The sequence below is a fragment of the Sphingomonas sp. BK580 genome, assembly GCF_014194975.1.
Classification (GTDB): Bacteria; Pseudomonadota; Alphaproteobacteria; order Sphingomonadales; family Sphingomonadaceae; genus Sphingomonas.
Genome location: NZ_JACIAY010000001.1, coordinates 441919 through 459899 on the forward strand (window position 1 = coordinate 441919; position 17981 = coordinate 459899).

The following is a 17981-nucleotide window of genomic DNA, read 5'->3' on the forward strand; positions in this document are numbered from 1 at the left end:
AGAGGCGGGAAGCGAGAGGAGCTTCGAGATGCGCGTAGCGCTGTTCATCCTGTATCTGTCAGCGCTCGCCGTGCCCGCGGCGGCGCAGCGGCCGGCCGGCTATCCGCGCTCCTACGACGCGCTGATCGCCGAGGCGCGCGCCGAGCGCGGCGTGCGCGTCTATGGCAACGCGGACGCCGCGTCGATGCGGTCGGTGATCGCCGCCTTCCGGCAGCGTTACCCGGGCGTCACCGTCGCCTACGACGACCTCGAATCGCGCGAGATCTATCGCCGCGTCGTGGACGAGCGCCGCGCCGGCGCGGCGCGCGCGGACCTGATCTGGTCCTCGGCCATGGACCTGCAGGTGAAGCTCATCAACGACGGCTACGGCCAGGCCTATCAGAGCCCCGAGAAGCCCGCGCTGCCCGCCGCCACGGTGTGGAAAAACATCGGCTACGGCATCACCGCCGAGCCGGTCGCGCTCGTCTACAATCGCCGCCAGGTCGCGCGCGCGGACGTGCCGCGGACGCACGAGGCGCTCGAGCGCTTTCTACGCGCCGACCCTGCCGGCCGCCGCGTCGCGACCTATGATCCGGCGCGCTCCAACGTCGGCTACCTCTATCTCGCCGAGGACTGGGCGACCACCAACGACACGCGCTCGCTGCTCGCGGCGATCGCGGCGACCCGCCCGCTGCTGGCGGCGACCGCCAGCCCGACGCTCGACGCGGTCGCGGAAGGGCGCGCGGCGATCGGCTACAACGTGGTGACCGCCTATGCACTCGCCCGCGCCGGGCGCGACGCCCGGCTCGGCGTCGCCTTCTTTCGCGACTATTCGATCATCGCCTCGCGCGTCGCCTTCGTCAGCCGCGACGCACCGCATCCCGCCGCGGCACGGCTGTTCCTCGATTTCCTGCTGTCGCGCGCGGGGCAGACGCTGCTGGCGCGCGCCTGGCTGCTGCCGGTCCGCAGCGACGTCCGCGCGCCGCGGCTCAACCCGGCGCACCTCCGCCCCATCCGCGTCGGCCCGCAGCTGCTGGTCAACCTCGACACCATCAAGCGCCGGCGGTTCCTCGCCGAGTGGCGCACCACCCTCGCTCAGGAAACCTCCCGCCCGTGACGACCTTCGCCACCGCCAGCGCGCTCGTCGCGCTGCTCGCCGCCGCGCCCGCGACCGCACAGACCGCCAGCCAGGCCGAGCTGGAGGCGCTGGTACGCGCCCAGGCCGCCGAGATCGCCGGGCTCAAGGCGCGGCTCGACCGGCTCGAGGCCGCCCCGCCAGCGACGGCCGCCCAGGTCGCGCCCCCGCCCGTCGCGCCGGTCACCCCGGCGCCCGCACCGACGCAGCTCGCGCAGCGCGATCGGCCGGCCGTCACCTCTCCCTATGCGCCGCAGCTGGTGCCGCCGGCCCCGGCCGAGCGCGACGTGGCACGCGCGCGCGAGGCGAACGAGGCGGGCGTGACGACGGAATGGGGGGCTGGCCTGCCCGTCTTCCACTCCGCCGACGGCGTCTACACGTTCAAGCCGCGCGGCCGCATCCTCGCCGACGTCAGCTCCTCGTTCGGTTCGCGCGACGCCGGGCGGAACATCACCACCACCGGGATGCGCGCGCTCCGCCTCGGCATCGAGGGCGGCGTCGGCACGCACTTCTTCTACCAATTCGAGACCGACTTCTCCGAGAACGAGGTCGACATCGTCACCGCCTTCATCGGCTGGCGCGACCGGATCGCCCCTGGCCTCGACTATGACGTGCGCGCCGGCCACCTCTTCAACGACCGCGCCTTTGAGGGCTCGACCGGCTCCGATTCGACGCCGTTCCTCGAGCGCAGCACCGTCTCCACCGCGATCATCCCGCAGCGCGGCTTCTACGGCATCGGGATCATGCCGCGGCTGTTCTGGAAAACGGGCCACGCCTCGCTCACCGTCACCGGCGACCGCGTCGACGGCAACCAGTCGGTCAGCGACAGCCGCACCGTGCTGGGACGCGCGCACTGGAACCCGGTCAAGAGCAGCACCGGCGTGCTCCATCTCGGCCTGTGGGGCTTCGACGAGGGGCTGTCCTCCGCCGCCACGACACTGACGCGCAACACCGTGATCGGCGGCCGCTTCAACGGCGCGCTGCGCGTCTCCACCGGGCCGCTCACCGGCGGCACCGGCACGACCGGTTACGGCGCCGAGCTGGGCGGTTATCTCGGCCCGGTGTGGCTGATGGGCGAGGCCGGCGAGCGCCACGCGCGGCTCGACGGCGGCCGGCCCGATTTCGTCAGCAAGGCCTACAGCCTGTCGGGCGGCTGGTTCATCACCGGCGACCTGCCGCCGTACAACCCGCGGCTGGGCAGCTTCGGCCAGCCGCGCGTGCTGCGCCCGATCTTCGAGGGCGGCCCCGGCGCGATCGAGCTGACCGCGCGCTACGAGAACCTCGACTATCGTGATCTGGCGACCGGCGGCCGCGGCTGGGCCGCGACGCTGGGGGCCAACTGGTACCTCAACAGCTTCACCCGCATCCAGGTCAACGCGATCCACTGGGACACCGACGACCGCGCCGGCGCGGTCACCGGCGCCGACGACGGCGAGACCGTCAGCGCGCGCGTCGCCGTCACCTTCTGATCGCCTCTGCTCACAGGATTCCCCGCGATGAACCTCGCCCTGCTCGGCTTCCTGATGGTGGCCACGTTCATGACGCTGATCATGACCAAGCGCATGACCCCGCTGGTCGCGCTGATCGTCGTCCCCACCGCCTTCGCGCTGATCGCCGGCTTCGCCGCCGGGCTGGGCGAGATGATGATCGACGGCATCAAGAACCTCGCGCCCACCGGCGTGATGCTGCTGTTCGCGATCCTGTTCTTCTCGACCATGACCGACACCGGCCTGTTCGATCCCCTGGTCAACCGGCTGCTGCGACTGGTGCACGGCGACCCGCTCAAGATCCTGGTCGGCACGGTCGCCCTGTGCGCGATGGTGAGCCTCGACGGCGACGGCTCGACCACCTACATCATCACGATCGCCGCGCTGCTGCCGCTGTACAAGCGCTACGACATGAACCGGCTGTACCTGTGCTGCCTGCTGATGACGACCAGCGGCATCATGAACCTGACTCCCTGGGGCGGCCCGACCGCGCGCGCGGCGAGCGCGCTCAAGCTCGATCCCGCGACGCTGTTCCTGCCGCTGATCCCGGGCATGATCGCGGGGCTCGCCGGGCTGGTCGCGCTCGCCGTGTATTTCGGCCGCAAGGAACGCCGCCGCATCGGCCAGCTCCACGCCGAGGCGCCGACGAGCTTCACCGGCATGGCGGTGTCGCAGTTCCCGGAGGCACGCCGGCCGCGGCTGCGCTGGTTCAACGCCGCGCTGACGGTGGCGCTGCTCGCCGGGCTCGTCTCGGGCGTGCTGCCGCTCTCGGTCCTGATGATGCTGGCCTTCGCGGTGGCGATGATCGTCAACTACCCGCAGGTGGCCGAGCAGAAGGAGCGCATCGCCGCGCACGCGGGCAACGTGCTGTCGGTGGTGTCGCTGATCTTCGCCGCCGGCATCTTCACCGGCATCCTCTCGGGCACCGGGATGGTCGAGGCGATGAGCAAGGAGGTGGTCGGCGTGATCCCGCCCGCGCTCGGGCCGTACATGGCGCCGATCACCGCCGCGCTGAGCCTGCCCTTCACCTTCTTCATCTCGAACGACGCTTTCTACTTCGGCATGCTGCCGATCCTCGCCGAGGCGGGAGCGCATTACGGCGTCGCGCCGATGGCGATCGCGCGCGCCTCGCTGATGGGCCAGCCGGTCCACCTGCTCAGCCCGCTGGTGCCCTCGACCTATCTCCTCGTGAGCCTCGCCGGGGTCGACCTTGCCGACCACCAGCGCTTCACGCTCGTCCCGGCCGCGGCAGTCTGCGCGCTCATGACGATCGTCGGCATGCTGGCGCTCGCCTTCCCGCTGGTCGGCTGATCCTTCCCCCGTCGTCCCGTATCGGAGAATCGATCATGACCGCCAAGCCGATCCCGCTCGTCCTGCTGCCGGCGATGGGATGCGACGGCCAGCTCTGGGCGCGTCAGGTGACGGATCTCGCCGACCTGGCGCATCCCGAGCTGGGCGACCTGACGGTCGACGACACGCTCGAGGCGATGGCGGCGCGCGTCCTCGCGCATGCGCCGCCGCGCATCGCCGTCGCAGGGGTCAGCCTCGGAGGCTATGTCGCGCTGGAGATGATCCGTCAGGCGCCCGAGCGCGTCGAGCGGCTCGCGCTGTTCGGCACGCGCGCCTCGATGCAGATGCGACCGCGCAGCGTGCGCGAGCAGGGCCTGCTCGCCACCGCACCGCACGCCGATCCGATGCTCACGCCGATCGTCAGCGGCCCGGTCCAGGCGATGGCCGAGCGCGTCGGCGCGGCGATCTTCGAGCGCCAGCAGCGCGCGCTGCTCGCCCGCCCCGACATCGCGCCCGCGATCGCCGCGGTGCGCGTGCCGACGCTGGTGGCGGTGGGCGACCGCGACCGGATCTGCCGGCCCGAGGACGCGCGTGGCCTCGCCGAGCGGATCCCCGGCGCGCGCTTCCATACGATCCGCCACTGCGGCCATCTCGCGCCGATGGAGCGGCCGGGCGAGGTCACGATGCTGCTGCGCGAGTGGCTGCGGCGCTAGCCGCGCTCGCCGCTCGCGCTCACGAGATACCAGACGCCGTCCACCAGCCGCACGCTCGTCGGCGCCCTACTCACGGCGTCCGCGCGGGATCGCGGCGGCGGCGTGCGCGGCACGACGTCCACCTCGATCTCGAAGCGCTTGATCAGCCGGTACAAAGTGGTCCGCCCGACGCGCAGTTGGCGCGCCGCGTGCGAGAGGTTGCAGCGATTGTCGCGCAGCGCGGCCTCGACCGCCGTGCGCTGCGCGAACGCCATCGTGCCCTCGATCTGGCATTCCTTCATCGTCACGATGTTCCTCGCTTGGCTGTCGCTGCTCGTTGCGCGCTCGCGCGCCGGACGGTCACTCCAGCAGCGCGTTACCCGGACGCCGGGGGTCGTGCCCCCCGTTGCGGTACAGGATGTCGACGATCGTCTCGACGGGGACCGCCGGGTCGCTGCCGACCCAGAGCAGCACCCCGCCGCGCCCGAGGCGGCGATCGTAATAGGCGGCCTCGTCCGCCGAGACGCCGTGCGGCGCCAGCAGCTCCGCGAGACTGGTCGCCAGCGCCCCTGCCGCGGCGCCGAGTGCCATCGCGCCCGGTACCGCCGAGGCGGCGATCGCTCCGGCCGCCACCAGCGGGCCGACGCCGGGGAGCGCGAGCGTCGCGACGCCGACGCCGGCGCCGAGGGCACCCCCTCCGAAAATCGCGCGCAGCACGCCGGCGCCGTCCTCAGCGGCGCTCGCGCCCGAGTGACCGCCGTCTTCTGCCGTGACGCGTCGTATCATGACCGACATCTCGCGGTCGCGGACGCCGACGCCACGCAGGTCGGACACGGCGTGATGCGCGTCCGCCTGCGTGTCGAAGATGGCCGAGGCGATGCGCGGCATCGTCCCCGCCGCCCGCCTCAGCGCACCGTGCCGCGGCGAAAGAGGTTGACGATGCCGAGCAGCACGATCGCGCCGAGCAGCGAGACGAGCACCGACTGGATGCTGAGCACGCCGCTGGTGATCGGCGCGCCACCGATCAGCGGGGTGACGACGAAGCCGGCGAGCACCGCGCCGACGATGCCGACCACGACGTTGAGGAAGACGCCTTGTTGCCCATCGGTCCGCATGATCACGCTGGCCAGCCAGCCGATCACGCCGCCGACGACGAGAAGTATGATAAGGCCCATGACGATGACTCCGTTAGTGGGTTGGTGCCGCATCAACGGGAGGCGCGGACGACAAGTTCAGCGAGCGCCGCGCCGGTCGGCCCACGCACTAGTGCGGCTGCACTAGTGCGTCTGGTGTCACACCCGGAACGGTACGGGGACGACACGGTTGATGGCGGATGCCGAGCGCCGCTCCTCTCTCCGCCTCGCCGACGCTCCGCCACCTTGAGCAGCTGATCGCGCAGCTGCTCGACGGCGTGATCCTGCTGGACCCGAGCGGGACGCTGCTCACCGCCAACGCCGCCGCGCTGGCGATGCACGGCGTGAGCGAGCTGGGCGAGCTGGGCGCCACCGCCGACGATTATGCGCGACGCTTCACCATGTGGGACACCGAGCACCGGCAGCTCAAGCATCGCGAATATCCGCTCTTCCGCGTGCTGGCCGGCGAGCCGATGCCCGACCTGATCGTCGAGGTCGCGCCGGCGGGGTGCGACGAGGCGCGCTGGGTGCACCAGGTGCGCGACGTCGTCATGGACGTCGACGGCGGCGAGCCCGACTATCTCGCGGTGGTGCTGTGCGACGTGTCGAAGCGGTTCGATGCCGAGGCGCGGTTCCGTGCCATGTTCCGCGCCAACCCCGCGCCGGCGCTGATCGTGCGGCAACGCGATCTCAGGATCGCCAATGCCAACCCGGGCTTCCTCTCGCTCACCGGTTTCGCCTGCGAGCAGCTGGTCGAGCGCTCGCTGTTCGGGCTCGGCCTGCTCGGCGGGCTGCCGAGCCGCGCCGAGGTGCGCGGCATGATCGACGCCGGCGCGGTGATCCCGCAGACCGAGGCGGAGCTGCTCTGTGCCGACGGTGCCAGGCGCCTCGTCATCTTCGCTGGCCAGCCGATCGACGTCACCGACGAGGATGCGCTGCTGCTCACCTTCGCCGACCTGCAGCCACGCCGCGAGGCGGAACGGTCGCTCGCGGTGAGCGAGCGCAACCTAGAGGCAGTCTTCGATCTGGCGCCGGTAGCGATGGTGATCACCGACGAGGCGCATCGCGTGCTGCGCGTCAATGCCGCCTTTCGCGCGCTCTCCGGCGCCGCGGTCGCGCCTGGTGTCGACACGGCGATGGGGGATCTCGGCTGGTGGCAGAGCGACGCGGCACGCGCGACGATGGAGCGCGAGGTCGCGGAGCACGGCGCCGTTCACGCCGGCGAGGCCGAGTTCGTCACCCGCGACGGCAGCGAGCTACGGTGCAGCGTTGCCGCGGAGCGGATCCGCGCCGGCGCGGCGACGCGCGTGATCTGGGTGTATCAGGACGTCACCGAGCGGCGCCGCAGCGAGGCCGAGCTCGCGGCGGCGATCGACGAGGTGCTCAAGGACACGCGCTGGCTCAGTCGCTCGATCCTCGACAAGCTCGCCACCCTGCGTCGACCGACCGCGCAACTGGCGCCCGCCGACCTGACCGCGCGCGAGCGCCAGGTGCTCGACCTGATCTGCGACGATCTCGACGACGCCACCATCGCCGAGCGGCTGGCCATCTCGCGCAACACGGTCCGCAACCATGTCGCGCGTATCTACGAGAAGACCGGCGCCACCCGCCGCAGCGGTGCCGTGGTCTGGGGACGGGAGCGCGGCATGGGGACGCATCGGCCGTGAGCGACGACGGGGCGAAGCGCGCGGCCAGTGCGCCGCGCCGGCGCACGCGAGATCTTCCTCTGGCGGGAGAGGACAGGTCGGTGGCCGCGGTCTGGGACGAGCATGCGGTGGCCTCGGTGATGGGCGTCGACGGCTTCCGGATCATCGTCGACGAGGGGCGGCTCGATCGAGTCGTCGACCGGATCCTCGAACAACGGCTCAGCCCGCGCGAGATCCGCGTGTCGCTGCCGAACTGCCGGAGCCGTCCGTCGAGCTTCGTCGACGGCGAGCTGGCCGAATTGGTCCGCCAGCGGCGCCTCTTGCTGGCCGAGCGCGGGCGGACCGGCTGAGCCGTCCTCTGCCGCGCGCGACCCGCCGCGATCGGTCACGTTCGCGGCGATCCTCCTCGCGCGTGACGGACCACCCTCGATGGATCACGCCGAGGCGCAGGGTCGAGGCGCAGGGTGAAGGCGGGCATCGTCGCGCCGGTATCTGCCTCGCCTCCACGGTGCGAGCGCCGCGTGCGCCCGCCCCCTCCGCAGGCTTGATCGACGGCGCTCGGAACCCGCGTCGCGTCAGACTCATGTCTAACGGATTGCTCCTCTTCGACGGCGCGATCGGCCGCCGCTAACCAATCCTAAAGCGTTGCTATACATAGCTTTCTTCGGAGCCACATGGCAATCTGCTGACGGTTGGACGGGGAAAGGCGGGCGAAGGGTCGGTTCGATGCAGCGCTCACGCATGAAGCACAGTATCGCCTGCGCGCCGCCGGCCACCTCGGGTTCGCTGCTGGACGCGCTCGCCGCCGCACAGCACGAGGCCGATCACTTCCGCACCAGCGTGGAGATGGCACGCCATATCAGCTGGAGCGCAGACGCTAACGGCGCGATCCGCACCGTCAGCGCGCGATGGACCGAGGTCACCGGCATCGATGTGGCCAAGGCCCTGGACAGTGGCTGGCTTGACGCGCTTCATCCCGACGACGTCGAGCGAACCCTGCAGATCTGGCACCGCGCGCTCGAGACGGCAGCGTCAACGGACGTCGACTATCGATTGTACACGCCCTGCGGTTATCGCTGGTTCCGCGCCTGTGCGTCTCCGCGGTGTGATCGCGACGGCGCGGTGCTCGCCTGGTTCGGCACGCTGGAGGACATCGACGATCGAAAGCGTGCCGAGACGGCGCTGCAGGCGAGCGAGGAGCGGTTCCGCATGGCCGCCGAGGCGGCGGGGATCGGGATCTGGGACTATGACGCCCTGCGCGGCAAACGACTCTGGTCCGACGTCTTTCGCGCCATGCTCGGCCTCGCCGCCGACGCGCCGGCGGAGCCTGCCACCGCGCTCGCCCTGGTCGTTCCCGAGGACCGGCCGATCTTGCAGCAGCTGGTCGACTCCATCGGCCATGGCGACACCCACCCCCGCTTCGAGCTGACGGTGCGCATCCACCGCGCCAACGATGGTGCTCTGCGCTGGATGCAGACCAGCGGTTGGCGGGTCAAAGCGGCGAACGGGCGGATGGAACGCATCCTCGTCACGGTCCGCGACGTCACCGAGCAGCTCACCGCCGAGCAGCGCGTCCGCTGGGCGGCCGAGCACGACCCCCTGACCGGGCTCGTCAACCGCGCCGCTTTCAATCGCCTGCTGGAGGATGCGATCGAGCGAACGACGCGCGCGACCGACGCGGTGCTCACGCTCGCGTTATTCGACGTCGACCATCTGAAGGAGACCAACGACACGGTCGGGCACGAGGCCGGCGACCTGCTGCTCAGGACGGTCGCCGAGCGGCTCGTCGACGCCCTGGGCAGCGATGCCGTCGTCGCGCGCCTGGGCGGGGACGAGTTCGCCGCGATCGTGGAAGACGCGCCGGACGCCTTGGCGGAGGATCGCCTTCGATCGGCGCTGCGCGCGCTGCGCGAACCGGTGGTGATCGACTCGATCACGCTCGACTGCCAGGCCACCGCTGGCATCGCCTCCTACCCGCGGGATGGGCGCGGCGGACGTGATCTGCTCAAGACGGCGGATCTCGCGCTCTACGATGGCAAAGCGAGCGCGCGCGGCGACCTCTCGCGCTTTCGTCCGGAGATGCGCGCGAACATGCAGCGTCGCACCTCGATGCTCTCGGTCGCGCGCATGATCGCGCGCGACGATCGCGTGATGCCCTTCTACCAGCCCAAGGTGAGACTGAGCGACGGGACGCTGTCCGGTTTCGAGGCGCTCCTGCGCTGGCGGCATGACACGCTGGGCGTGCAAGGACCCGACACGATCGCGGCGGCGTTCGACGATCTCACCGCGGCGATCTCGCTCGGTGAGCGGATGCTCGAGCGGGTCTGTGCCGACCTGGCGCGCTGGCGCGACCAGGGCCTGGTGCTCACGCGCGTGGCGCTGAACCTGTCACCCGCCGAGTTTCGTCGGGACGACCTGTTCGACCGCATCATGGGGCAGCTCCACCGGCACGACCTTCCCGCCGAACTGCTCGAGCTTGAGGTGACCGAGACGGTGTTCCTCGGTCGCGGCGCGGACAGCGTCGGCGACACGCTGGCCGCCTTTCACCGGGCCGGCGTCACCGTCGCGCTCGACGACTTCGGCACTGGCTATGCCTCGCTCAAGCACCTGCGCGAATATCCCGTCGACGTCATCAAGATCGATCGCAGCTTCGTCGCTGACCTGCTGACAGACCCGGGTGACGCTGCGATCGTCCAGGCGGTATTGGGCCTGGCGAACCAGCTCGGCATCGCGGTGGTCGCCGAGGGCGTGGAAACCGCCGAACAGGCGGCCTATCTGCTCGCGCGGGACTGTGAACTGGCGCAGGGCTACCTGTTCGGCAGGCCGATGCCGGCCGATGACGCGGGGGCGCTGCTCGCTGCCGCCGCATCGACGATCGGCGCTCCCAGATGTGATCGTCCCAGATCGCGCACCTGACCGACGATCGCGCGTCTCGACACCAAGGCGCAGAAGAAGCGGGCGCCCAGGCGCTCGATGCGACGGCGCCATGATCGCGGCACCGTCGACGCGGGCTCAGGTGCCACCCGCGCCAGGGTGTAGCGTCGCCAGCTCGGCCGGACGGATCTCGTGGACGAGCTGGTCCATGCGGCAGTCATGCGGCGCCTTGTCCGGACGCCATCTCAGCAGCTTCGTGCCGTGCCGGAAACGGTCGCCGGTGACCTGATCGTAGATCACCTCGACCACCAATGCGCTTCTGAGAGGCTCCCACTCGCTGTCCTTTCCGTTGTTCCACCTGCTGGGTCCGCCCGGCGCCTCGCCGGTGAAGCCCGGCGCCTGGATCAGCGGCGTGAGACGGGCGAGCAGATCGACCCGCTCGGTCGCCGCGATCCCGGCGGTGAAGCCGACATGGTGCAGCCGACCGGTAACGTCATACAGGCCGAGCAGGAGGGACGCGACGCCCTCACCCCCTCTGACGCGGCGGAAGCCGCCCACGACACAGTCGGCGGAGCGTTGCTGCTTGACCTTGAGCATGGCGCGCTCACCAGGCCGGTACGGCTCGTCGAGCTTCTTCGCGACGATGCCGTCCAGCGCCCCTCCCCCGCGTGCCAGCCACGAGCGCGCCACCGCGGCGTCCCGCGTCCGGTCCGACAGCAGGATCCCCGGCCCGCCATGCGCGCGATGAAAGGCCTCCAGGTGCAGCCGCCGCTGCGCCAGCGGCTCGCGGAGCAGGTCCCGGCCGTCAGTCATCAGACAGTCGAACAGCATGATCTGGGCCGGCGTCTCGCGCGAGAGTCGCTCGATGCGACTGGCGGCGGGATGCAGGCGTGCCTGCAGCGCGTCGAACGAGAGCGCCGCGCCGATCGGCAGGATCAGTTCGCCGTCGAGCGCGAAGGCGGCGCGATCGACCGCCCTGATCGACTGCACCACCTCGGGAAAGTAGCGGCTGAGTGGCTTGCCCGACTTGGACATAATCTCGACCGTATCGCCGTGACGGAAGATCAGCGCGCGGAAGCCGTCCCACTTGGGCTCGAACTGCCACGTCCCGCCGTCCGGCAGGTCCGGTACGAGCTTCGCTTCCATCGGCAGGAGATCGGTTCGCATGATGCTGGCGCTTCGCTCCGACGGCCCCGACGACAACGTCCCGAACGCGCGATGGGCGCGCCCGTTCACGCCCGCGCTGGGGTCGGGTCACGGCGGCGTGGCGCCGCGTTCCAGCGAGCGCGCGAGCGCCAGCGCGTCGCCGAGCGCGGCCGAGGCGGCCGTATTGTCGAACATGCACCAACTGGTTCGCCCCGCCGCGATGTCCGCGGCGATCGCGTCCGCATAGGAGCGCAGTCGCTCCGCGCCATAGGCTGATCGATACATCACGGGCGACCCGTGCAATCTCCGGTAAGAGAGGCCGCGCCAGCCACCGGGCTGGCCTGCCGCGGGCACGTTCGCCGGATCCGCCGCGACGCGCGGGACCGCGAGAGCATCGAGCAACTCCTCGACGTCCTGCGAGAACCAGCTCGGATGCCGGGGCTCACATACGATGCGCGCGCTGGTGCGCGACGAGGCCGCCGCGAGGAAGGCGGACACCACGTCGGCGTCGAAGGCGAAACTCGGCGGTAGCTGGAGGAGGATCACGGCGAGCTTGTTCCCGAGACCACCGGCTTCCTCCAGGAACCGGTCGAGCGCGTCCGTCGCGTCCACCAATCGTCGGAGGTGACTGATCTCCTTGGGTAGCTTGGCCGCGAAGCGGAAGCGGTCGGGCACCGCGGCGGCCCAGCGCTCCCAGGTCGATCGCCGATGCGGCTTGTAGAAGGAGGAGTTGACCTCGACGCAGGGGAAGGCCGCGGCATAACGCTCGAGCGCGGTGCCGCCGTCGGGGAATGAGTGTCGGAAGGCAGTCGGGATCGACCAGCCCGCGGTTCCGATCAGCGGCGACATGCCCTACCTACCCAGTAGCCACCGAACCGTTCCATCAGCGCGATTTCTCCCCGACCATCCAGGGGCAGTCCGGAACCAATTGAATCAAGTGACGATTTCGCCGCCGAGGAGGACGGGATGGCTGACGATAGCGGCAGGCGCGGCGCCGCCGACAGGGCGTGGGTCGTCGGCGGTGAGGGCCCCGCGGTGAACACCTTCGCACACAAGCACGGCACCACCAAGCAGCCGGCGCGCGAACGCGTGGAACGGTTGGTAACGGTCGCGAGAGGCTGGACGCGGCCGTGGCCGAGCCGAGGAAGGTCAAGTGATCATGGATTGTGTCGTCCGTGCCCGATCGCACGAGCGCTCGCCCGCTGGGGAGCCGGTGAGTCCAGCCGGGTCGCTGAGCAGCGGTGAAAGTCGCCACCTTCAACGTGAACGGCGTCAACGGGCGCCTGCCGGTGCTGCTGCGGTGGCTCGAGGAGGAGCAGCCCGATATCGTCTGCCTGCAGGAGCTGAAGGCACCGCAGGATAAGTTTCCGGCGGCGGCGATCCGCGATCTCGGCTACGACGCGATCTGGCACGGCCAGAAGAGCTGGAACGGCGTCGCCATCCTCAGCCGGGTCGGCGAGATCCACGAGACGCGGCGCGGGCTGCCGGATGATCCCGACTCGACGCAGAGCCGCTACATCGAGGCGGCGGTGAACGGCATCATCGTTGGCGGCCTCTACCTGCCCAACGGCAACCCGCGCCCGGGGCCGAAGTTCGACTATAAACTCGCCTGGTTCGAGCGGCTCCTCACGCACGCCGCGGCGCTGCTGGCGAGCGGCCTGCCGGTGGTACTGGCCGGCGACTTCAACGTCATGCCGACGGAGGCCGACGTTTACCGGCCGGAACGCTGGGTCGATGACGCCCTGTTCGCACCCGAGGTCCGGGCGCTCTACGCCCGCCTGCTCGGACAGGGGTGGACCGACTCGCTCCGCGCGCTGCACCCCGACGAGACGATCTACACTTTCTGGGACTATTTCCGGAACGCCTACGGACGGAACGCGGGATTGCGGATCGACCATCTACTGGTCAGCCCCGCGTTGGCCGGCAGGCTCGACGATGCGCAGGTGGATCGACATGTACGTGGCTGGGAGAAGACGAGCGACCATGCCCCCACGTGGATCCGGCTCGCGGACGGTGGCGCAGCGCCCGGGTCCGGTCGTCCCGGCCGGCGCAGGAAGGGCCTTGGCTGAGAGCAGGCCGTCACGGGCCAGGAGCGGTCCTCCCGCGCCCCCACCGCGCTGGCGTCCCGCCCCCTTCTCTCCCCGCCGAGCGTTCAAGCGCCTCAACGGGAGCAGCGTAGCATGACGGTGAAGGCAGTCCTTTTCGATATCGACGGCACGCTCGTCGACAGCAACGACCAGCACGTCGCCGCGTGGCAGGACGTGCTCTCCCGCGCGGGGGCAACGCTCGACGCCGCGGTGATCCACGAGCAGATCGGAAAGGGGACCGACATGCTCGTGCCGGCGCTGCTCCCGAGCGCCGATGAGGCCGAGCAGGAGCGACTCGGTCAGGAACATGGCGCGCTGTTCAAGGAGCGCTTTCTCGACCATATCAGACCCTTCCCCGGCGCGCGCGCGCTGTTGGAGAAGGTGGCGACGAGTGGACGACAGGTGGTGCTCGCCTCGTCCGCCTCCGCCGACGAGCTCGAACATTATGTCGACCTGCTCGAGGCGCGAGATCTCGTCAGCGTCTCCACGACGTCGGATGACGTCGAGGCGACGAAGCCCGCGCCCGACATCTTCTCGACCGCGCTCGACAAGCTGGCGCCGCTCGCGCCGTCCGACGTCGTCGTCGTGGGCGACACGCCTTATGACATCGAGGCCGCGGCGAAGTGCGGTATCCCGGCCGTGGGCGTCCGCTCCGGCAAATTCAGCGACGAAGCGCTGTTAGACGCCGGAGCCATAGGCCTCTATGACGATGTCGCGGCGCTGCTCGACGGTTTCGCGGGATCTCCGCTCAACCAGTGAGCGAGCAACGATCCGCGTCTCGTCGCTGCGGCATCGGCACGCCGCGCCGCTCCCGACGGGCTGGCATACTCGCCGGCCCGGACGGGCGACCTATCACGAGGGCGGTCGTCGCGCTCCCGCCCCAAACCACCGGAAGGATGCGTGAATGTCAGATCCGAGCGGGACGGCGGTGGTCACCGGCGGCAACGACGGTCTCGGGCGCGAGATGGTGCTGGCGCTCGCGCGACGCGGCTGGGACGTCGCGTTCAATTTCCTGACCGGCGAGGATCACGCCGCGACGCTCGTCGCGGCGGTGGAGGCCATGGGCAGACGCGCGCTCGCACGCCGGTCGGACGTCGGCGTGAAGGCTGACGTCGATTCCTTCTACGCCGCGCTCGCCGATTGGGGTGGCACCCCCGACGTCCTGGTCAACAATGCCGGGGTTCAGACCTGGTCGCCGCTGCTGGATCTCGCGGAGGAGGAGTGGGATCGCGTGATCCGCACCAACCTCAAGGGCTGCTTCCTGCATACCCAGGCTGCGGCGCGGCGGATGGTCGCGGCCGGCAAAGGCGGCGCCATCGTCAACCTGGGATCCGGCTGCAACCTCCTCGCCTTCCCGCGCCTGGTCGACTACACCGCCTCCAAAGGCGGCATCGAGCAGTTGACCAAAGTGTCGGCGCTCGAACTCGGCCCTCACGGCATACGCGTCAACTGCGTGGCGCCGGGTGCGATCGAGACCGATCGCACTCGTGCCGAAGTGGGCGATTATGCTGGCCGGTGGTCGCCGATCACGCCGTTGCGACGCGTCGGCACGGTGGCGGATGTCGCCGCGGCCGTGGTGTGGCTGGCCGGACCCGAGTCGGCCTTCGTCACCGGCCAGACCCTGCTGGTCGACGGAGGCGTCTTCTCGCAGGCGGTCTGGCCCGACTATGGCGGCGCCGACTAACGCGCCAGCGAACCGTCTCCGCGCCGCCACGGCGCGGTAGAGGTCCCGCGCCGGCGACGCGGCGGAAGACCTGCGTCGGAGCCCGGGACCGCCGTGGCGGCGCGCCCGGGCTCGTCACGCCGACGCCGGGGGGCACTGCACGGCAGCGGACGTCATTCGTCCTCGCCGTCAGCGTCTTCCTCTTCGAGCAGTTGATCGACCGCCTCGCCGAGCAGGTCGAGTTGCTCCAGCGAGGCGACCAGCTCGAGCGCCTCCCCGGCATCGCTCTCGATGTGCAGCAGATACGCGTCACCGTCGCGCTCGATCGTGAATTTTGCCAGCTTCGCCATGCGCTCACTCCTGTATGTCGGCGGCCCAACGCGGACCACGGGCGCGAGATCCGGGGGAGCGCACGCCGCGCCAGCGCCGCTCGGAACGACGCGGCTCAGCGCGACGGCAACCCGGCGCTGGCTCGCTGGTTGAGCGACCGAGGAGACGGTCGATGCCCCACGCCAGCCACGTGGTCGAGTGCGCCGGGCCCGACTGCCCGCACGCGTTCGACATCATCCCACTGCAACCGCGCAACGGCGCCCTCGACGCGCGCTGTCCGGTCTGCCACGGCCACGGCCAGTGGAATGTCGAGATCGATCTCGTGAGCTTCCGCTGCAAGCGCGCCGTCTGCCCCCGCTGCCTCGGGGCGGGTTGGGTGGAGACCGGCAGCGATCCGGTGGGTCACCCCGACATCGTCATGAACGCCGGCGGCTACCCCGAATGGGTCGTCGCCTATGCGCCGGCCGACGCGGCCGAGGCGAGCGGGCCCTCGCCCAGCCCGCTCGCGGCCGGCTGAGGCGGCGCTCGCCAGCGCCGCCTCACCTGTCGCCTCGCTCCCCGGACGACGGTCAGCCGCGCAGGCTATCGGGCACCACGCCGCCGTTCTCGGCGAGCTTGGCCATGACCGCCTTATGCAGCGCGACATTCTGCTCCGCGCTGCCGTCAACGCCGGCGTGGACGCCGAGCTCGGTGCCCAGCTCCTTGCGCGCGGCGAGGCTCGAGTCGAGGTCGAGCAGCTTGAGCAGATCGACGATCGACGACTGGTAATTGCCTCCGCCGCCCTTGAGCGACGCCATCTCCGAGAGGACCGCGCCCACGTCGACTCCCGCCACCGGCGCGGGCGCCTGGGTCGGGGCCGCCGCGGCCGCCGGCGCCGCCGGCTCCGGCGACGGCGCCGCGCCCGCGCCGGGTTGGTTCGTCGGCGCGGCCGATGGGTGATGGAAGATCTTGTTCATGATCGTGCCGAAGATGCTCATGCTCGCATGCTCCTCAGGAGGGGTGTCGGCGCTGCCGCGCTCGCCGATAACGACGATGCGACGCGATCGGGCTCGTCGCTCCGGAACGTTGCGCGCGCGAACGCGCTTACGTGGCGAAGCTTCGGAGAGGTCTGATATCATGAGCCTTCGTACGACGATCCTCGCCGCCACCGCCGTGCTGGCGCTCGGCGCATGCAGCCGCGGCAACGATGCGACCTCGACCGGCGCGTCGAACGGCAGCGACCTCGGTGCGACCGGCATGGCGACCGCCACGCCCACCGCCACCCCCGCCACCCCCGCCAGCGCCAGCCAGAGCTTCGCCGACGCCGCGGCGGCCAGTGACGCCTTCGAGATCGAGACCTCGCGACTGGCACTCGCCAACAGCTCGTCATCGGCGATCAAGCGCTACGCGCAGGCGATGATCGACGCGCATGAAGCGTCGACCGCCAAGCTGAAGACCGTCGCGGCGGGCCTGTCGCCCGCGATCCAGCCGGTCGCGACGCTCAACCCCGAGCAGCAGCAGCAGGTCGAGAGCCTGCGCGCGGCCAAGGGCGCCGCGTTCGACAGCGCCTATGCCGCGGCGCAGGCTACGGCACACCAGCAGACGCTCGACGTGCTCAAGGCCTATGCCGCCTCGGGCGACGTGCCGGCGCTCAAGACGTTCGCGCAGGGCTTGGTGCCGACCGTCACCGCGCACCTCAACATGGCGAAGGGGCTCAAGGCCTAGGCCGGGCGAGGCGGGCGATGTCGCGACCGTCGCGCGGTGTCACGTGAACCTCGCCGCTCGCCTCGCGGCGCTGCCGCTGCTCCTCGCCGCGTCGCCGGCCTGGGCGTGCACCTTGTGTCACAGCCGGGTCGGCGCCGCGGTACGCGCGGCGGTGCTCGGGCCCGACGTGCTGAGCAACTGCGCCGCGCTGATCGCGCCCGTGCCGGCGCTGCTCATCGCCGCCTGGGCGGCTCGCCGGTATCTCCTGTGAGGCACCGGTGACGCCCGACCGCGCGACGACGACAGCTCCCCTCACCACCGCGGGCATGGTGCTGGGGATCGGAATGGGCGGCTTCGTCGACGGCATCCTCTTCCACCAGATCCTCCAGCTCCACAACATGCTCTCGGCGCGCATTCCGACCGACACGCTCGTCGGCGCCAAGACCAACATGGTCTGGGACGGTCTCTTCCACGCGCTGGTCTGGATCACGACCGCCGGCGGCGTCGTCCTGCTGTGGCGGGCGGTCACCCGTGCCGACGTCCTGCTCTCTGGTCGCGCGCTGTTCGGATCCTGCCTTTTCGGCTTCGGCCTCTTCAACCTGGTGGAGGGCGTCGTCGAGCACCACCTCCTCGCGCTGCACCACGTCTACGAGCGCCTGGGGGAGTCCGTGTGGGACTATCTGTTCCTGGCGTCAGGCGTCGCGCTGATGCTGACGGGCTGGCTGATGGTCCGCGAGGTCCGGGCGCGAGCGACGAGCGGGTGAGAGGAACCCCATGTCCCCGGCGGGAGGAAGCAGCGCAGCACCCACCGCGAGGAGGAGACCAGCGCCCCACGG

21 protein-coding genes are annotated in these 17981 nt (G+C 70.6%); 14 read left to right on the forward strand and 7 right to left on the reverse strand.

All coding sequences use genetic code 11. From position 1 onward, the window contains the following. Window positions 1-28 precede the first annotated feature (28 nt). The 4 genes from FHY05_RS02065 to FHY05_RS02080 are packed head-to-tail and all read left to right on the forward strand — an operon-like array spanning window position 29 to window position 4604. Window positions 29-1096 (forward strand): ABC transporter substrate-binding protein, encoded by a 1068-nt coding sequence (locus tag FHY05_RS02065; protein ID WP_183942731.1) that lies wholly within the window; start codon window positions 29-31, stop codon window positions 1094-1096. Next, window positions 1093-2583, forward strand: coding sequence for an OprO/OprP family phosphate-selective porin (locus FHY05_RS02070; RefSeq protein ID WP_183942732.1), 1491 nt, complete (start codon window positions 1093-1095; stop codon window positions 2581-2583). Before FHY05_RS02065 ends, FHY05_RS02070 begins: the two co-directional genes overlap by 4 nt. Window positions 2584-2610: 27 nt before the next feature. Continuing rightward, window positions 2611-3912, forward strand: a complete 1302-nt coding sequence (locus FHY05_RS02075) for a CitMHS family transporter (RefSeq protein WP_183942733.1) — start codon at window positions 2611-2613, stop codon at window positions 3910-3912. A 35-nt stretch (window positions 3913-3947) separates the two neighbouring features. Further along, a complete protein-coding gene (locus FHY05_RS02080; protein WP_183942734.1) occupies window positions 3948-4604 on the forward strand; it encodes an alpha/beta fold hydrolase in 657 nt (218 codons plus the stop codon). Here FHY05_RS02080 and FHY05_RS02085 read toward each other — a convergent pair. The 3 genes from FHY05_RS02085 to FHY05_RS02095 are packed head-to-tail and all read right to left on the reverse strand — an operon-like array spanning window position 4601 to window position 5758. Then, window positions 4601-4885 (reverse strand): helix-turn-helix domain-containing protein, encoded by a 285-nt coding sequence (locus tag FHY05_RS02085; RefSeq protein WP_260181142.1) that lies wholly within the window; start codon window positions 4883-4885, stop codon window positions 4601-4603. The two genes, FHY05_RS02080 and FHY05_RS02085, sit on opposite strands and share 4 nt — an antisense overlap. 58 nt (window positions 4886-4943) lie before the next feature. After that, the gene (locus FHY05_RS02090; RefSeq protein ID WP_183942736.1) at window positions 4944-5471 is read right to left on the reverse strand and encodes a hypothetical protein; all 528 of its coding nucleotides are present in this window, start codon (window positions 5469-5471) and stop codon (window positions 4944-4946) included. A gap of 17 nt (window positions 5472-5488) precedes the next feature. Further along, a complete protein-coding gene (locus FHY05_RS02095) occupies window positions 5489-5758 on the reverse strand; it encodes a GlsB/YeaQ/YmgE family stress response membrane protein (RefSeq protein ID WP_183942737.1) in 270 nt (89 codons plus the stop codon). A 158-nt stretch (window positions 5759-5916) separates the two neighbouring features. Between FHY05_RS02095 and FHY05_RS02100 the strand changes: the two genes are divergently transcribed. From FHY05_RS02100 to FHY05_RS02110, 3 genes are all read left to right on the forward strand, one after another. Next, complete coding sequence (locus FHY05_RS02100; protein WP_183942738.1) at window positions 5917-7383, forward strand: PAS domain S-box protein; 1467 nt, start codon at window positions 5917-5919, stop codon at window positions 7381-7383. Then, the gene (locus FHY05_RS02105) at window positions 7380-7712 is read left to right on the forward strand and encodes a hypothetical protein (RefSeq protein ID WP_183942739.1); all 333 of its coding nucleotides are present in this window, start codon (window positions 7380-7382) and stop codon (window positions 7710-7712) included. Before FHY05_RS02100 ends, FHY05_RS02105 begins: the two co-directional genes overlap by 4 nt. A gap of 391 nt (window positions 7713-8103) precedes the next feature. After that, on the forward strand, window positions 8104-10278 hold the full coding sequence (locus FHY05_RS02110) for a bifunctional diguanylate cyclase/phosphodiesterase (protein ID WP_183942740.1): 2175 nt from the start codon (window positions 8104-8106) through the stop codon (window positions 10276-10278). 96 nt (window positions 10279-10374) lie between these two features. Here the strand turns inward: FHY05_RS02110 and FHY05_RS02115 are convergent, their stop codons facing one another. Both FHY05_RS02115 and FHY05_RS02120 read right to left on the reverse strand, forming a co-directional pair. Beyond that, window positions 10375-11403 carry an ATP-dependent DNA ligase gene (locus FHY05_RS02115; protein WP_221190934.1) on the reverse strand — a complete coding sequence of 343 codons (1029 nt, stop codon included), beginning with the start codon at window positions 11401-11403 and terminating at the stop codon, window positions 10375-10377. 87 nt (window positions 11404-11490) lie between these two features. Next, complete coding sequence (locus FHY05_RS02120; protein ID WP_183942742.1) at window positions 11491-12231, reverse strand: DUF72 domain-containing protein; 741 nt, start codon at window positions 12229-12231, stop codon at window positions 11491-11493. Between the two features lie 392 nt (window positions 12232-12623). Here FHY05_RS02120 and xth point away from each other — a divergent pair, with 392 nt between their 5' ends. The 3 genes from xth (at window position 12624) to FHY05_RS02135 (ending at window position 15153) form a co-directional block, all read left to right on the forward strand. Beyond that, window positions 12624-13451 carry an exodeoxyribonuclease III gene (xth, locus tag FHY05_RS02125; protein ID WP_183942743.1) on the forward strand — a complete coding sequence of 276 codons (828 nt, stop codon included), beginning with the start codon at window positions 12624-12626 and terminating at the stop codon, window positions 13449-13451. 111 nt (window positions 13452-13562) lie between these two features. Continuing rightward, a complete protein-coding gene (locus FHY05_RS02130) occupies window positions 13563-14228 on the forward strand; it encodes an HAD family hydrolase (protein WP_183942744.1) in 666 nt (221 codons plus the stop codon). Window positions 14229-14373: 145 nt separating this feature from the next. After that, window positions 14374-15153 carry an SDR family NAD(P)-dependent oxidoreductase gene (locus FHY05_RS02135; protein WP_183942745.1) on the forward strand — a complete coding sequence of 260 codons (780 nt, stop codon included), beginning with the start codon at window positions 14374-14376 and terminating at the stop codon, window positions 15151-15153. A 152-nt stretch (window positions 15154-15305) separates the two neighbouring features. On the opposite strand, the gene FHY05_RS02140 is transcribed toward FHY05_RS02135, so the two are convergent. Next, window positions 15306-15482 (reverse strand): hypothetical protein, encoded by a 177-nt coding sequence (locus tag FHY05_RS02140; protein WP_183942746.1) that lies wholly within the window; start codon window positions 15480-15482, stop codon window positions 15306-15308. A gap of 152 nt (window positions 15483-15634) precedes the next feature. On the opposite strand from FHY05_RS02140, the gene FHY05_RS02145 reads away from it, so the two are divergent. Then, complete coding sequence (locus tag FHY05_RS02145) at window positions 15635-15979, forward strand: hypothetical protein (RefSeq protein ID WP_183942747.1); 345 nt, start codon at window positions 15635-15637, stop codon at window positions 15977-15979. Window positions 15980-16031: 52 nt separating this feature from the next. Here FHY05_RS02145 and FHY05_RS02150 read toward each other — a convergent pair whose 3' ends face one another. Continuing rightward, window positions 16032-16439 carry a DUF3597 domain-containing protein gene (locus FHY05_RS02150; RefSeq protein ID WP_183942748.1) on the reverse strand — a complete coding sequence of 136 codons (408 nt, stop codon included), beginning with the start codon at window positions 16437-16439 and terminating at the stop codon, window positions 16032-16034. Between the two features lie 139 nt (window positions 16440-16578). On the opposite strand from FHY05_RS02150, the gene FHY05_RS02155 reads away from it, so the two are divergent. From FHY05_RS02155 to FHY05_RS02165, 3 genes are read left to right on the forward strand one after another with little or no spacing between them, the layout of a single operon-like run. Continuing rightward, a complete protein-coding gene (locus tag FHY05_RS02155; protein WP_183942749.1) occupies window positions 16579-17166 on the forward strand; it encodes a DUF4142 domain-containing protein in 588 nt (195 codons plus the stop codon). A gap of 43 nt (window positions 17167-17209) precedes the next feature. Next, window positions 17210-17416, forward strand: a complete 207-nt coding sequence (locus FHY05_RS02160; RefSeq protein WP_183942750.1) for a hypothetical protein — start codon at window positions 17210-17212, stop codon at window positions 17414-17416. A 7-nt stretch (window positions 17417-17423) separates the two neighbouring features. Then, complete coding sequence (locus FHY05_RS02165) at window positions 17424-17909, forward strand: DUF2243 domain-containing protein (protein ID WP_311732343.1); 486 nt, start codon at window positions 17424-17426, stop codon at window positions 17907-17909. The last annotated feature ends 72 nt before the right edge of the window (window positions 17910-17981 follow it).